Origin of the sequence: Gemmiger gallinarum (assembly GCF_014982805.1) — a bacterium.
Lineage (GTDB): Bacteria > Bacillota > Clostridia > Oscillospirales > Ruminococcaceae > Gemmiger > Gemmiger gallinarum.
In genome coordinates this window covers 105689-120773 of the sequence record NZ_JADCKC010000003.1, presented here as the reverse complement: position 1 = coordinate 120773, position 15085 = coordinate 105689, and the positions used below count along the sequence as shown (strand labels likewise).

General features: G+C 58.7%; 20 protein-coding genes. 16 read left to right on the top strand and 4 right to left on the bottom strand.

What is annotated here, in order from left to right; translation table 11 throughout:
* Position 1: 1 nt before the first annotated feature.
* From secY to INF35_RS09705, 16 genes are all read left to right on the top strand, one after another.
* A complete protein-coding gene (gene secY / locus INF35_RS09780) occupies positions 2-1294 on the top strand; it encodes a preprotein translocase subunit SecY (protein WP_193501987.1) in 1293 nt (430 codons plus the stop codon).
* A 28-nt stretch (positions 1295-1322) separates the two neighbouring features.
* Complete coding sequence (locus INF35_RS09775) at positions 1323-1955, top strand: adenylate kinase (protein WP_193501985.1); 633 nt, start codon at positions 1323-1325, stop codon at positions 1953-1955.
* 7 nt (positions 1956-1962) lie between these two features.
* Positions 1963-2736, top strand: coding sequence for a type I methionyl aminopeptidase (map, locus tag INF35_RS09770; protein WP_193501983.1), 774 nt, complete (start codon positions 1963-1965; stop codon positions 2734-2736).
* Positions 2724-2975 carry a KOW domain-containing RNA-binding protein gene (locus tag INF35_RS09765; protein ID WP_193501981.1) on the top strand — a complete coding sequence of 84 codons (252 nt, stop codon included), beginning with the start codon at positions 2724-2726 and terminating at the stop codon, positions 2973-2975. Before map ends, INF35_RS09765 begins: the two co-directional genes overlap by 13 nt.
* Before the next feature lie 28 nt (positions 2976-3003).
* A complete protein-coding gene (gene infA, locus INF35_RS09760; protein WP_193501979.1) occupies positions 3004-3240 on the top strand; it encodes a translation initiation factor IF-1 in 237 nt (78 codons plus the stop codon).
* A gap of 39 nt (positions 3241-3279) precedes the next feature.
* A complete protein-coding gene (rpmJ, locus tag INF35_RS09755) occupies positions 3280-3393 on the top strand; it encodes a 50S ribosomal protein L36 (RefSeq protein ID WP_193501977.1) in 114 nt (37 codons plus the stop codon).
* Between the two features lie 84 nt (positions 3394-3477).
* Complete coding sequence (gene rpsM, locus INF35_RS09750) at positions 3478-3849, top strand: 30S ribosomal protein S13 (protein ID WP_193501975.1); 372 nt, start codon at positions 3478-3480, stop codon at positions 3847-3849.
* Between the two features lie 12 nt (positions 3850-3861).
* Complete coding sequence (gene rpsK, locus INF35_RS09745; protein WP_193501973.1) at positions 3862-4263, top strand: 30S ribosomal protein S11; 402 nt, start codon at positions 3862-3864, stop codon at positions 4261-4263.
* A 20-nt stretch (positions 4264-4283) separates the two neighbouring features.
* Positions 4284-4886, top strand: a complete 603-nt coding sequence (rpsD, locus tag INF35_RS09740) for a 30S ribosomal protein S4 (protein ID WP_193501971.1) — start codon at positions 4284-4286, stop codon at positions 4884-4886.
* Between the two features lie 140 nt (positions 4887-5026).
* Positions 5027-5986, top strand: coding sequence for a DNA-directed RNA polymerase subunit alpha (locus INF35_RS09735; protein WP_193501969.1), 960 nt, complete (start codon positions 5027-5029; stop codon positions 5984-5986).
* Between the two features lie 114 nt (positions 5987-6100).
* On the top strand, positions 6101-6442 hold the full coding sequence (gene rplQ, locus INF35_RS09730) for a 50S ribosomal protein L17 (protein WP_193501967.1): 342 nt from the start codon (positions 6101-6103) through the stop codon (positions 6440-6442).
* 249 nt (positions 6443-6691) lie between these two features.
* Positions 6692-6943 carry a hypothetical protein gene (locus tag INF35_RS09725; RefSeq protein WP_193501965.1) on the top strand — a complete coding sequence of 84 codons (252 nt, stop codon included), beginning with the start codon at positions 6692-6694 and terminating at the stop codon, positions 6941-6943.
* A gap of 396 nt (positions 6944-7339) precedes the next feature.
* On the top strand, positions 7340-8509 hold the full coding sequence (locus tag INF35_RS09720) for a ribose-phosphate pyrophosphokinase (protein WP_193501963.1): 1170 nt from the start codon (positions 7340-7342) through the stop codon (positions 8507-8509).
* A gap of 190 nt (positions 8510-8699) precedes the next feature.
* Entirely contained in the window at positions 8700-10097 is a 1398-nt protein-coding gene (gene murD, locus INF35_RS09715; RefSeq protein ID WP_193501961.1) for a UDP-N-acetylmuramoyl-L-alanine--D-glutamate ligase, read from the top strand.
* 155 nt (positions 10098-10252) lie between these two features.
* Entirely contained in the window at positions 10253-10888 is a 636-nt protein-coding gene (locus tag INF35_RS09710; protein ID WP_193501959.1) for a GNAT family N-acetyltransferase, read from the top strand.
* A 48-nt stretch (positions 10889-10936) separates the two neighbouring features.
* Positions 10937-12199 (top strand): methionine gamma-lyase family protein, encoded by a 1263-nt coding sequence (locus tag INF35_RS09705; protein WP_193501957.1) that lies wholly within the window; start codon positions 10937-10939, stop codon positions 12197-12199.
* A gap of 118 nt (positions 12200-12317) precedes the next feature.
* On the opposite strand, the gene INF35_RS09700 is transcribed toward INF35_RS09705, so the two are convergent.
* From INF35_RS09700 to nagB, 4 genes are all read right to left on the bottom strand, one after another.
* On the bottom strand, positions 12318-12485 hold the full coding sequence (locus INF35_RS09700; protein ID WP_193501955.1) for a hypothetical protein: 168 nt from the start codon (positions 12483-12485) through the stop codon (positions 12318-12320).
* Between the two features lie 274 nt (positions 12486-12759).
* Positions 12760-13005 carry an IreB family regulatory phosphoprotein gene (locus tag INF35_RS09695; protein ID WP_407925645.1) on the bottom strand — a complete coding sequence of 82 codons (246 nt, stop codon included), beginning with the start codon at positions 13003-13005 and terminating at the stop codon, positions 12760-12762.
* 166 nt (positions 13006-13171) lie between these two features.
* Positions 13172-14302, bottom strand: a complete 1131-nt coding sequence (gene nagA, locus INF35_RS09690; protein WP_193501951.1) for an N-acetylglucosamine-6-phosphate deacetylase — start codon at positions 14300-14302, stop codon at positions 13172-13174.
* 31 nt (positions 14303-14333) lie between these two features.
* Entirely contained in the window at positions 14334-15059 is a 726-nt protein-coding gene (nagB, locus tag INF35_RS09685) for a glucosamine-6-phosphate deaminase (RefSeq protein WP_193501949.1), read from the bottom strand.
* Positions 15060-15085 lie beyond the last annotated feature (26 nt).

The window sequence follows — 15085 nt, the reverse complement described above, 5'->3', positions numbered from 1 at the left end:
GGTGTTCGAGACATTTCGTAATGCCTGGAAGATCGACGATCTGCGTAAACGTTTGCTGTTCACCCTGCTGATCCTCGTCCTCTTCCGTCTGGGCAGCGCCATCCCGGTGCCGAACATCACCGCTGACGCCCTGGACAGCATGTTTGAGGTTGGCAGCATGCTGAACTACCTCAATATGATGTCCGGCGGCAACCTCTCCAACTGCACGATCTTCGCCCTGGGCGTTCAGCCCTATATCAACGCGACGATTATCGTCCAGCTGCTGACGGTGGCGATCCCTTACCTCGAGAACCTCGCCAAGGAAGGCGAGCAGGGCCGCCGCAAGCTCAACCGCATCAATAACTATGTCGGCGCGGGTATCGCGCTGGTTCTCTCGATCGGTTACTACTTCGTGATTCGCCGCATGGGCGCTCTGAAGTACACCGATGGCTTCAGCGGAATCTTCTCCGCCATTGTCATTGTTCTGTGCTTCACCGCTGGCGCTCAGCTGGTCACCTGGATGGGCAACCAGATCGATCAAAAAGGCATCGGCAACGGCATTTCGCTGCTGATCTTTGCGGGCATTGTTTCCCGCTGGTCCGATGTCCTGGCTTCTGTGCAGAGCATGCTTACCCTGGCTGCTTCCGGCCAGAGCCAGTACTACATCTACCTGCCTGTCATCGTGATTTTGGCCCTGGTGGCTGTGGTGTTCGTGGTCATCCTGACCAACGCCGAGCGCCGCATTCCCGTCCAGTATGCCAAGCGCGTTGTGGGCCGCAAGATGTACGGCGGCCAGAACAGCTATATCCCCATCAAGGTCAACATGTCCGGCGTCATGCCCATCATCTTTGCATCGACGCTGTGCGGCATTCCCAGCCTGATCGGCGGATTCCTCCCCCTGGAGGAAGGCTCCTTCTGGTACGTTTTCTTCCACACCTTCAACTACACCAGCTGGGTGTACATTGTGGTGTACCTGCTGCTTATCATTGCGTTCAACTACTTCTACGTGGCGATCCAGTACAACCCGGTCGACATTGCGAACCAGCTGCGCAAGAATAACGGCACCATTCCGGGCATTCGTCCCGGCAAGCCCACCAGCGACTTCATTGTCAAGACGCTGAACAAGATCACCCTGATCGGTGCGCTGTTCCTGGCCATCGTCGCGGTGCTGCCCATCGTTCTGGGCAACGTCACGGGTGTCTCGATCCAGCTTGGCGGTACCAGCCTGCTGATCGTTGTGGGCGTCGCGCTGGACACTGGTCGTTCGCTGGAAGGCTATATGACCTCTCGTCATCACAAAGGCTTCCTGGAATAAGACAGGATAAGAAAGAAAGGGGACTACTATGAAACTGATCCTTTTAGGCGCTCCGGGCGCAGGCAAAGGTACTCAAGCAGAAATTCTGTGTGACAAGTTGAATATCCCCGCTATTTCGACAGGCAACATCCTGCGTGCCGCAGTCAAGGAAGGCACCCCGATGGGCCTGAAAGCCAAAGGCTTTATGGATGCCGGTGCTCTGGTGCCCGACGATGTCATCGTCGGCATCGTCAAGGAGCGCCTGGCGCAGCCGGATTGTGCCAACGGCTTCATTCTGGACGGCGTGCCCCGCACAATCGTTCAGGCCGAGGCCCTGGAAACGATGGGCGTTGAGATCGACAAGGCTCTGAACATCCTGGCCGATGAAGAGCTCATCGTCAAGCGCATGGCCGGCCGCCGCGTCTGCGCAAAGTGCGGCGCCAGCTACCATATCGTCAACAAACCCAGCGCAAAGGAAGGCGTGTGCGACCGCTGCGGCGGTGAGCTCGTCACCCGCAAGGATGATGAACCCGCCACCGTCCGCGACCGCCTCAAGGCCTACCATGAGCAGACCGAGCCTCTCGTAGATTACTATCGTGCGCGCGGCAAGCTGCTCGACATCCCGGATCAGGGAAGCATCGAGGCCACCAACGCATACATCCTCAACCATTTGGAGGCGTAAGCATTCCATGATCCAGGTGAAAAATGCTGCTGAACTTCAAGCCATGCGCCGTGCCTGTGCCATCAGCGCGGCTGCATTGAAAGCAGGCGGCGAAGCGATCGAAGCCGGTATCTCAACGGCGGAGATTGACAAGATCATTTACGACTTTATCGTGCGGCACGGTGCACGGCCCAATTTCCTGCATTTGTATGGATTCCCGGCCACTGCCTGCATCAGCGTCAACGACACCGTCATCCACGGCATTCCCAGCCGCAGCCAGAAGATCCGCCCCGGCGACATCGTTTCGATTGACACCGGCTGCAAGATCGACGGCTTCAATGGCGACAACGCCTGCACCTTTGCCTGCGGCAAGGTGGACAGCGAAGCCCAGCGTCTGATGGATGTCACCAAGGAAGCCCTCCACCGCGGCATTGCAGCGGCCCAGGCGGGCAACCGGATCGGCGATGTGGGACACGCAGTGCAGAGCTATGTCGAAGAAAACGGTTTTTCGGTCGTGCGGAGCTTTGTCGGCCATGGCGTCGGCAAAGACCTGCATGAGGACCCTGAGGTTCCCAACTTCGGCAACCCCGGCCGCGGGCCGCGTCTGGTGCCGGGCATGACGATCGCCATCGAGCCGATGGTGAATCAGAAAGCCTGTGCGGTAAAGACCTTGTCGGATGGATGGACGGTCAAGACCTGTGACGGTGGACTGGCAGCTCATTTTGAGCATACCATCGCCATCACAACGTCAGGGCCGGAGATCCTGACCCACGGCTGGGAGGAACCCGGATGGACTTTGTAAAAGGCCGTTTGGTGCGCTCCAAGGCAGGGCGCGACAAAAAACGCACCCTTGCCATTCTGGCTGTGGAAGGCCAGATGCTTCTTCTCGCAGACGGAAATCTGCGCACCCTTGCCCGGCCGAAACGCAAGAAGATGAGGCATGTGGCCCCCACTGCCACCGTGCTTGAGAACGCGCTTCTGGAAAGCGATCAACTGCTCAGCGGGGCGATCGCCGCTTACGATGCGGCGCATCCGCTCTGATGAGGACCTTCAGGAGGAGGCTGTCACCTTGTCTAAAGAAGATGTCATCGAAGTAGAAGGTATCGTACGCGAGGCAATGCCGAATACCATTTTCAAGGTCGAGCTGATGGGCGGCGATGGCAAGCCCAACGGTCACACGGTGCTTGCACACATCTCCGGCAAGCTGCGGACCAATTTCATCCGCATCCTGCCCGGCGACAAGGTCACGATGGAGATGTCGCCCTACGACCTGACCAAGGCCCGGATCACCTGGCGCTCCAAGTAAGCGCTCTGGTGTTTAGGTTTTTAGAAGGAGGTTAACATCATGAAGGTAAAACCTTCCGTGAAACCCATTTGTGAGAAATGCAAGGTCATCAAGCGCAAAGGCCGCGTGATGATCATCTGCGTCAACCCCAAGCATAAGCAGCGTCAGGGCTAATTGCCCACGCTAGGGGGCCAAGTGCGTAGATTCCCGGCGCAGGCCCCGACACAGGACATGGGATGTATATTATGGAGGTGCTTTATGGCACGTATTGCTGGTGTTGATCTGCCTCGCGAGAAGCGGATCGAAGTTGGTCTGACTTACGTTTACGGTATCGGTCAGAGCACGGCCGACGAGATTCTCGCCGGCACCGGGATCAACCCGGATATCCGGGTCAAAGATCTGTCGGCCGATGACGAGGCCAAGATCCGCGATTATATCGATAAGCATGACATCATCGTCGAAGGCGATCTTCGCCGTAACGTCGCGCTGGACATCAAGCGTCTGACTGAGATCCAGTGCTACCGTGGCGTCCGCCATCGCAAGGGCCTGCCTTGCCGCGGCCAGCGCACCAAGACCAATGCGCGTACCTGCAAAGGTCCCAAGCGCACTGTCGCGAACAAGAAGAAGTAAGGAGGAACTGAAATGGCTGCTACGAAATCCAGTGCAAAGACCCGCACTAAGAAGAAGGAACGCAAAAATATCAGTGCCGGCGCTGCTCATATTCAGAGCACGTTCAACAACACCATCGTCACCATTACCGATACCCAGGGCAACACCGTTTCCTGGGCAAGCACTGGTGCGCTGAACTTCCGCGGCTCTCGTAAGAGCACTCCGTTTGCCGCGCAGAGCGCTGCCGAAGTTGCTGCCAAGGCCGCGATGGAGCATGGCATGAAGACCGTTGAGGTCTATGTCAAGGGCCCCGGTTCCGGACGTGAGAGCGCGATCCGTGCCCTGCAGGCTACCGGCCTGGAGGTCACCATGATCCGCGATGTCACCCCGATTCCCCACAACGGCTGCCGCCCCCCCAAGCGTCGCCGCATTTGATCGAAAGGAGAAACTGACTTATGGCTAAGAATACACAGCCGATCGCCAAGCGTTGCCGCGCTTTGGGTATTTCTCCTGCTGTTATGGGTTATGCGAAGAAGAACACCAATCGCAATCCTGGCGGCCAGATGAGAAAGAAGAAGAGCGAGTATGCCCTTCAGTTGGCCGAGAAGCAGAAGGTCAAGTTCGTCTACGGCATTATGGAGCGTCAGTTCCATTCTTACTACGAGAAGGCCACCCGTATGCCCGGCCGTCCCGGCGACAACCTGCTGATCCTGGTGGAGCGCCGTCTGGACAACGTGGTTTACCGTCTGGGCTTTGCCGCTACCCGCCGCGAGGCTCGTCAGCTGGTGAGCCATGCTCACTTCACCGTCAACGGCAAGAAGGTCAACATTCCTTCCTACCTGGTCAAGGCCGGCGACGTTGTCGAGGTTGCGGCTTCCAGCCGTTCCTCCGTCAAGTTCTCCAAGCTGACCGGTGAGGACGCTCCCGTTGTGCTGCTGCCCCAGTGGCTCGAGCGCGACAAGGGCGCTCTCAAGGGCACCGTTACCAAGCTGCCTGTCCGTGAGGACATCGATGTGCCGGTTGCGGAGCACCTGATCGTCGAGTTGTACTCCAAGTAATCCTCTGCCACCGAACGAGTTTTTTCACAAACGGGCTGCCTGAACGCTTGCTGCAAGGCAAAGCCGCAGCCGCTTAGGCTGCGGCGGATTCAGGCAGGCAGACAAAACCGGCCAGTGCCGGTTGATCAAGGAGGGTTTTTATGATGGAGATTGAACGCCCCAAGATCGAGATGGTCAACCTTTCCCCGGATGGCCGTTATGGCAAGTTCGTCGTAGAACCGCTGGAGCGCGGCTTCGGCACGACGCTGGGCAACAGCCTGCGCCGCGTGCTGCTGTCGTCGCTGCCCGGCGTGGCTGTGACCAGCGTCAAGATCGACGGTGTGGTGCATGAGTTCTCTACCATCGAGGGCGTAAAAGAAGACGTCACCGAGATCGTTTTGAACCTGAAGGGCATCGCTGCCAAAATTTACGGCGAAGGTCCCCGTACCGTCCGTGTGGAAGCCGCAGGCCCGTGTGAGGTTACTGCCGGCAGCATCAAGCAGGGCGATGACCTCGAGATCCTGAACCCCGACTGGCATATTGCCACGCTGGGTGAGGGCGCCAAACTCGTGATGGAGATCAGCTTCGACAAAGGCCGCGGTTATGTCCCCGCAGAGCGCAACAAGCTGGCGATCGTTGAGAAAAACGACATCAGCACTCTGCCTGTGGACAGCATTTACACCCCGGTTCTCAAGGCAAACTATTCCGTTGAGAATACCCGCGTGGGTCAGATCACGGATTACGACAAGCTGACCATCGAGGTCTGGACCGATGCCACCATCTCCGCACAGGAGGCCCTGAGCCTGGCTGCGCGCGTGCTGACCGAACACCTGAACCTGTTTGTCAACCTCTGCGATGAGGCGGCCGAGACTGAGATCATGGTCGAAAACGACGAAAAGGGTAAGGAAAAGGCACTGGAGATGACCATCGAGGAGCTGGATCTGTCGGTTCGTTCCTTCAACTGCCTCAAGCGCGCCGGCATCAACACCGTCGGCGATCTTGTCAGCAAGAGCGAGGACGAGATGATGAAGGTCCGCAATCTGGGCCGCAAGAGCCTGGAAGAAGTCATGGCAAAGCTGGACAGCCTGGGCTTTACGCTTACCCATGAGGACGATAACTGAGAACCTCGGCCCGTTGGCCGACTGCGGACGCCTGCGCGGTGTCCCGCAATAACGGCGATTAAGCCGGAGCCGCCCTTTCCGGGGCTGGCGATCTACAAAAAGGAGTGAAACGGAATGCCCGGTACTAGAAAGCTTGGCCGCGCCACCGACAGCCGCAAAGCGATGCTGCGCGCGATGGTGACCTATCTGTTTGAGAACGGCAAGATCGAGACCACCGTCGCCCGTGCCAAGGAAGTTCGTTCCATGGCCGAGAAGATGGTCACCCTTGGCAAGAAGGAGGACCTGCACGCAAAGCGCCAGATCTTCTCCTACATCACCAAGGAGGACGTGGCGAAGAAGGTCATCGACGAGTACGGCCCGAAGTATGCTGACCGCACCGGCGGCTACACCCGCATCATCAAGACGGGTATGCGCCGCGGCGATGCTGCCGAGATGGCCATCATCGAGCTGGTCTGATTTTGACCGCTTGATCTTCTCAATCATATGAGAACTGCCCCCTGCGGGCAGATCGGGGCGCTGCCTTTTGGCGGCGCCCTTTTTGTATGTTCTGCTTGCCTGACTGTAGGGCAGAAAACCGGGCGGGACGGACGGCATCGTGCCCGGTTTGTGCATTGTGCGGATGGCACAGGGCAGGGAAAATATGCTATTCTGAATAGGGAAAAGCTGTCCTGCATTGCGGGGCAGAAGAGAAAGGGGAAATTCCGGATGTATTTTATAAAAGAACTGCTCTCCTGGATACAGGATACGGAGAAGCGCGCCTCTGCCTGTACCATGGCCACGGTGTTGATAGTCTTTTTGTTGCCGGAGATCGGATTGACAGTGGTCTTTGCAATGTGGCTGATCCATTCCATCTGGGCTTTTTTCCAGAACACCGACCGGACGGTCAGGATCATTTATGCCGTTCTGGCAATTGTGCTTGCGATTGCGCTGGCGTTTCGTCTGTTCGGCGGTGCATAATGGTTTCTGCGGCCGGGAGGGGCTGTGACGGAACCGGGAAAAGGTGGCAATTTGGTGCGATAAAGCACGGTTTATTGTCCTGATTGCCTTTTGCAGAAAGACGAATTTGAACAATTTGTTAAAAGCAGACAGAAATGGTCAAGACAGTCGGAAAGCCGGATGTGCAAGGTGACAAAATGTCGAAATTCGGGGAAAATTCTTCGCCGGATTGCTGATTTTACGCCCTGGCTGTGCTACAATAGATTTGACTGACGGGTATGCTGCGTCCCTTTGCGGCAACCTAAAAGAGCCGGTTGGTATCTGTATAAAGGTAAAAATATGATGGGAACCTTGCAGCATGCCGCGGCAGGCGACAGCCGCTGTAAAACGGTGCAACACAGAGAAGGAGTACAAACTATGGACGAACAGAATCTGGGCCCCCGCGACTTTTTCGCCAAGGAGGACGCAATTGCAGACCTTGGCCTGATCGCATGTCCCGGTGCGGAAGAACTGGCAAAACTGGTGGATGGCCACCTGGTCCGCTGGGCAAGGGAAGTCGGCATGGATGTGGATACCTTCATCATTCCGTCGGACTGCCCCCGCTTCCAGTCCGGTGACGCCAAGGGCCTGGTCAAGGCTTCCACCCGCGGCGACGACCTGTTTATCTTTGTGGATCCGGGCAACTACAGCGTCACCTACAAGCTGTTCGGATACGAGAATCACCTCTCTCCCGACGACCACTTCCAGAACCTGCTGCGCCTGATCCAGGCATCCTCCGGCCGTGCACACCGTATCACGGTCATCATGCCCAGCCTGTACGGCGGCCGTCAGCATCGCCGCATCTCCCGCGAGAGTCTGGACTGCGCCTATGCCCTGCAGCAGCTGCGCAGCATGGGCGTCAAGAACGTCATCACCTTTGATGCTCACGACCCCCGCGTGCAGAACGCTGTCCCTCTCATGAGCTTTGACAACGTCATGCCCACCTATCAGGTGCTCAAGTGCCTGCTGCATCACGTGCCTGATGTGAACTTCTCCAAGGAGCACTTCATGATCGTCTCTCCCGATGAGGGCGCCATGAACCGCAATATGTACTACTCCAGCGTGCTGGGCTGCAACCTGGGTATGTTCTACAAGCGCCGCGACTACAGCCGTGTGGTCAACGGCCGCAACCCCATTGTTGCTCACGAGTACCTGGGCGAGAGCGTGGAAGGCAAGGATGTCTTCATTGCCGACGACATCATCGCTTCCGGCGAGAGCATGCTGGACATCGCTTACGAGCTGAAGATGCGCGGCGCCAGCAAGATCTTCACCTGCGCCACCTTCCCGCTGTTCACCTCCGGCCTGGACAAGTTCGACAAGGCCTACTCCGACGGCATCATCTCGGCTGTGCTGGGCACCAACCTGACCTACCGCACCCCCGAGCTGCTCAAGCGTGACTGGTACTTCGACGTGGATGTCTCCAAGTACACCGCATACTTCATTGCGGCCATCAACCACGACAAATCGGTCAGCAGCATCATCGATCCCATCGTCAAGATCCGTGCCCTGCTCACCAAGCACGGCATCCCCATGGGCGGTGAAGCCTGAGCCTTTTTCCCAAAAACTGCAAAGCGGTCCCCGCGCAGGGGCCGCTTTTTTTGCGCAGCGATTTACTTTGCATCCAATGGCATATATAATCATAGATGGAAGGGTATGCCCTGCCCGCAGCAGGGAAAATGCCGCCCGGCGCGGCATGCCTGCCGGGAGCATATCCCGCAATTTGGGAGGAGGAACTGCTATGTATCCCATGGATCGATTGAAAGAACTGATTCAGGGCAAAAAGGTTGCCTTTATCGGTGCCGGTGTCAGCCATAAGCGCTGCATCGAGCAGTTTGTGGAGATGGGGGCCGACGTGACCCTCTGCGACCAGAAAAATTCTCTGGAGGACTTTGGCGACTACGCCGATACCCTCCGCCGCCTCAACGTCCATCTGAGCCTGGGCAAGCAGTATACCGACGGCTTCCAGGGCCAGGACATCATCATGCGCACGCCGGGCTATGAGTTTTACAAGCCGGCGCTGCAGGACGCCATCCGGGCGGGCGCCATGGTCACCAGTGAGGTGGAGCTCTTCTTTGAGTTCTGCCCCTGCGAGATCGTGGCGGTGACCGGTTCCGACGGCAAGACCACTACCACCACCCTCATCGCCAAGATGTTTGAGGCTGCCGGCCGCAAGGTATTTCTGGGCGGCAACATCGGCGCGGCGCTGCTGCCCCAGCTGGCCGAAGTTACTCCGGACGCCGTCGCCGTTGTGGAGCTGTCCAGCTTCCAGCTCATCAGCATGCGCCGTTCTCCCGCGGTGGCGGTGGTCACCAATGTGACCCCCAACCACTTGGACCATCACAAGGATATGCAGGAGTACATCGACGCCAAGCGCAACATCCTGCTGTGGCAGGTCCCGCCCTGCCGTGCGGTCCTGGGCTACGAGAACGATATCACCCGCGGCATGGCCTCCGACTGCAAAGGCGAGCAGGTCTGGTTCACCCGCCTGCACGATACTGACAAGGGCGCCTTCCTGCGCAAGGAGGACGATACCCTCTGCTACGCCGAGAACGGCGTGGTCACGCCGGTTCTACCCCGCGCCGAGGTCAAGCTCCGGGGCCTGCACAATGTGGAAAACCTGCTGGCAGCCATTGCCGCCGTGTGGGGCCGCGTTCCTGTGGAGGCCATGCGCCGGGTGGGGGCTACCTTTACCGGCGTGGAGCACCGCATCGAGCCGGTGCGCATGCTGGACGGCGTGCAGTATTACAACGACTCCATCGCCTCCAGCCCCACCCGCACCATTGCGGGGCTGCGCAGCTTTGACCAGAAGATCATCCTGATCGCCGGCGGCTACGACAAGAAAATCCCCTATGAGCCTCTGGCCCCGGAAATTCTGGCCCACGTCAAGGTGCTGGTCCTCATGGGAGCCACCGGGCCCCGCATCGAGAAGGCCGTCCGGGAGCATCCCGACTTTGCCGCCAGCGGTCTTGCTATCCTCCATGCGGATTCCATGGAGCAGGCGGTGGAGCTGGCCCGCCAGAGCGCCCGGCCCGGGGATATCGTCAGCCTGTCGCCCGCATCGGCCTCCTTTGACATGTACCCCAACTTTGAGGTGCGCGGCCGGGATTACAAGCGCATTGTCAACGCCCTGAAATGATTCGGACCGTCCAGACAGAACAGGACGCACGGGCGTTTTTCGCACGGATCCAGGGGCAGCTCTATTTTCAATCTGCCATGGGCATGCGGATGGTCCTGTTCGGCCAAAAGCCCGGCTCGGGGTGGCGCTTTTGCCTCACCGACGGCGGGGGCCTCATGCTGCGGGGAAATTCCGCCCAGCTCTGCGGTGCCTGCCGGGATGCCGACGAGGGGGAGGAGCTTGCCTCCTTTCTGCGCTTCTGCGGCGTGGAGACGCTCCTCTGCCGGGCAGGGGACAACCTTCCCACGTACTGGCCTTCCCCTCAGACACGTGCCGCCTTCCGGCTGCCCAGAGGGGAGAGCCTTCCCGGCATCCCGCCCCGGCCGGAGTTGGATACCCTCCGCCAGGCAGCACCCCGGGGTATGGCGTTTGACCCGGCTCCCCGGGTATGGGAGGCAGCCCATCTGCTCTTTGCCCACCGGGAGGAGCAGGAGAGCTTCTACTCGGACAGCTGCACGGCCATAGCCCACGGCATGGGGCAGACCTGGGCGCTGCGCACCCCGGAAGGGGCGCTGGCCGCCACGGTGAGCTGCTGCGCCGACTATGGCGGGGAAGCCTACGTGGCCGCCGGAATGACCGCGCCGGACTGGCAGGGCAGGGGACTGGGGGCCTGGCTCATTGCCGCCATGATGGCTTACAAGGCCCGGACCGCCGATGCCCTGCTTCTGTGCGAACCGTCCCTGTGCGGCTTCTACGAGCGGATGGGACTGCACCGCGGCCCCGACTTTCAGCTGTGCACCCTGCCCCAATGAAATCCAACCACAAGATAACAGCAAACCAGAAAAGGATTTGGCAATTTTATGATCGAACAGTTTTACGATATCAAGCCCCAGGTGCTTGCCCTGGATGAAAAGGCCATGGAGCTCTGCAAGGAGCAGTTTGCCGCCACCGAGCGCATCCGGGATTACAACCAGATCAAGATGCTGCGGGCCTTCACCGACTGCGGCGTGGAGGCACGGCACTTCTGGGGCTCCAGCGGATACGGCGTCTGGGATGACAGCCGCAACAAGCTGGAGGAGGTTTTCTCCCGTGCCATGGGGGCGGAGGATGCCCTGGTCCGACCCCAGTTCATGAGCGGCACCCACACCATTGCGGTGGCCCTGTTCGGCCTGCTGCGGCCGGGGGATACCCTGCTGGCTGCCACCGGCCGCCCCTACGACACGCTGGAAGGCGTCATCGGCATCGGGGAGGCGGGCAAAGGCTGCGGTACTCTGCGGGAGTTCGGTGTGCTCTACGACGAAGTCCCCCTGACCGCTGACATGCAGCCGGATTATGAGGGCATCGCCAAAAAGGCGCCCGCCGCCAAGGTGCTGCACATCCAGCGCAGCCGCGGCTACACCCAGCGCAACGCCTTCTCCCTGGAGACCATCGAGAAGGTCATCCGCACCGCCCGCGCCGTCAACCCCCATGTCATCGTCTTTGTGGACAACTGCTACGGCGAGTTCACCCAGACCCGGGAACCTCTGGCAGTAGGGGCTGACATCATGGCGGGCAGCTTCATCAAGAACCCCGGCGGCGGCATCACTCCTACCGGCGGCTATATTGCCGGCCGGGCAGATCTGGTGGAGAAAGTCAGCCACCGGTTTACCGCCCCCGGCATCGGCAAGGAGCTGGGCTGCACCCAGGACTCGCTGAGGGACACCTTCCTGGGCTTCTACTATGCCCCCGGCGTTGTGTGCGAGGCGGTCAAGACGGCCATCTACGCCCAGTGCCTGCTGGAACTGTCCGGCGTCCATCCGGTGCCCCGCTATACCGACGAGCACAACGATATCGTGACCTGCTTCGATTCCGGCAGCGCGGAGGCTCTGCAGGGGTTCTGCACCGGCATCCAGAAGGGCAGCCCCATCGACAGCTTCGTCACCCCTGAGCCCGCCGATGAGCCCGGCTACACCGACAAGGTCATTATGGCATCGGGCAGCTTTACTGAGGGCAGCACCATCGAGATCTCCTGCGACGGTCCTCTGCGTCCGCCCTATACCTGCTACCTGCAGGGTGGCGTCAACTTTACCGCGGGACGCGCTGCCGTACTCAACGCCGTCCAGAATGCCTTTTTCCGCGACTGAGACGGCCGTTTGTCCTGCGACATGATAAACTGACCATAAACAAGCACCGCCGCTTCCAGGCCCTTCAGAATGGGGCAGGGAAGCGGCGGTGCTTTTTACTGCTTCAAAAAATCCGGCATTACCGGATCTTTGCCTCGGCGCGCTGCTGAGCAGCACGGTAGAGGGCTTTGACCTCCTCATGGTGGCGGTTGACCATGGCAAAGGCGTCTTCCCCATGGCGCAGCGCCTGACGGGGAATGGGAGCAGTGACAGGGATATCAATGGTGTGCTTGCTGGTATTGGGCATGAACAGGACCTCCCGGTAAAATTTAGACGCAAAGTTAGGATGTTCCTCTGTTATCTATAATATTCGTGTATGCATGTATCCGAATTGTTACAAAAACTGCCGATTTTCAAATTTTTTAAGGTAAAATATCAGGCAAGAGTATTCCTGTGTCTTGGAGAGGCTCCTTTGTTCCGTGGCTGCCGCGGGATTGTTCTGAAAGATCAAAACAGGCGGCATACAAAAAGGCCCCTTTGCAGAAATACAGCCTTCTGCAAAGGGGCCGGATGAAACGGAGTTACTGGCGGACGTAATCACGGACCAGTGCCTGCAGCAAATCGTCGCGGTCGATGCGGCGAATCAAAGCGCGGGCATTTTTGTATGTAGTGATGTAGGTGGGATCTTCCGACAGAATGTAGCCCACAAGCTGATTGATGGGGTTATAGCCCTTTTCCTCCAGTGCGCTGTACACCTGAAGAACCACTTTCTTGATCTCCGCGTCCTTTTCATCCCGAATGGAAAAAATTGCGGTCGGCTCCGAAATAGCCATGCAATAACCCCCTTTGACAACGGCGTTCATCGCAGGGACGCCGTGAAATGGAACCTTATGTTGCCTATTATATACGAGAACACGGCGTTTCGCAAGTGGAAACCGGCCTTTTTTGGAGCAATTGTCAAAAGATTCCGGCTATTTTGCGAAAGTCCGGCAATCACCCTACGATCACACGACCTTTTTGAACAACTTTGCAGATGTTCAGGTCCTTGTCGGCCAGGATCACATTGCCGTAGCGCCCGGCGGCCAGGGAGCCGTAGTCGGAATCAACGCCGATGCTGCGGGCGGGATTCTCGCTGGCGGCGCGGACGGCGCTTTCCAGCGGCACGCCCATGTCCAGCACTGCGCGGCGCATGCAATCGTACAGGCAGGTTGCGCTGCCCGCAATGACGCCGGGGTGTTCGGTCAGCGTAGCGAGGGGGCCTTTTACCGTGACGGCCTGGCCGCCCAGACTGTACTCACCGTCGGGCAGGCCGCAGGCCATCATGCTGTCGGCAATCAGGATGACACGGTCATCCCCGAAGGTATTGAACGTGAAGCGGACCATTGCCGGGTGAATATGCACACCGTCGGTGATGAGCTCGACCTCGGCCTTTTCTTCCAGCGCTGCGATGATGGGCCCCGGTTCCCGGTGGGTGATGCCCGGCATGGCGTTGTACAGATGGGTCATGTGGGAGGCACCGGCGGCAAAGGCTTTTTTGGCGGTGTCATAGTCGGTGCAGGTGTGAGCAATGGAAATACGCATCTCATTATGGCAGGACTCAATGAAGGGCATGGAGGCGGGTTCTTCCGGGGCAACGTCCACCAGCTTGATCAGTCCGCCGGAACGGGCCTGCAGGCGGCGGAACATTTCCACATCGGCAGGGGCAAGATATTTGGGATTCTGTGCGCCGATCTTGTCCGGGCTGATGAAAGGGCCTTCCATATTGATGCCCACCAGGTCGGCGCCCTTGCCGTTTTTGTGGGCAGCCGCCGCATCCATGATACCGTTGAGGATTTCCTCACTGTAGGTCATGGTGGCGGGGCAGATGGCAAGCACACCTTTGCTGGCTTCGAAGTCGGCAAGCGCCTGAATGGATTCCTCGGTGGCGTCGCAGAAGTCATGACCCACTGCGCCGTGAAAATGCACATCCACCAGACCGGGCAGGGCGTAGAGACCCTCGGCGTCGATAACTTCCTCATCGGGCAGAGGCTGGGCGCCAAAGACGATGCGCCCGTCCCGGATGATGATATCCCCTTCGGCAAAGACATGCTGCGGGGTATACACCTTTGCATGTTTGATAATCATGGCAAATTTCCTCTTTTCAAGGGCAAAGCGCTCAGATCAGGCTCAGAGCCTCGGCGTCACCGACCAGAATGAAGTCGGGATGCATCTGCAGGATGGAAGCGGGAACCTCAGGAGTGACCGGGCCGAAGAAGGCTTTCTTGATGATCTCCGCCTTGCCGACGCCGTTGGCGACCATCAGCACCTTGCGGGCCTGCATGATGGTCTTGATACCCATGGTGTAGGCCTGGCGGGGAACATCCTCTTTCTTGTCAAAGAAGCGCTTGTTGGCCTCGATGGTCTCGTCGGTCAGATCGACGCAATGGGTGCCCAGCTCAAAAGCAGAGCCCGGCTCGTTGAAGCCGATGTGACCGTCATGGCCAATGCCCAGCAGCTGCAGATCAATACCGCCCACATTGTGGATAACTTCGTCGTAGCGCTTGCACTCGGCCTCGGCGTCCATGTTGGTGCCGTCGGGCAGATTGATGCGGGCGGGATCGATGTTCACATGGTTAAAGAAGTTCTCGTGCATGAAGCTCCAGTAGCTCTGCTCGTTCTCGCGGGGGAGACCGCGGTACTCGTCCAGGTTGACGGTGGTGACTTCAGAGAAATCCACATCACCCTTGTTGTACCAGTCGATCAGCTGTTTGTAGGTGCCCACGGGGGTGCCGCCGGTGGCGAGACCCAGCACGCAGTTGGGCTTCATGATGACCTGAGCGGAAATGATGTTGGCAGCCTTGCGGGACATGTCATAGTAATCTTTTGCACGGATGATTTTCATACGAATGCAACTCCTTTTTCTTACGC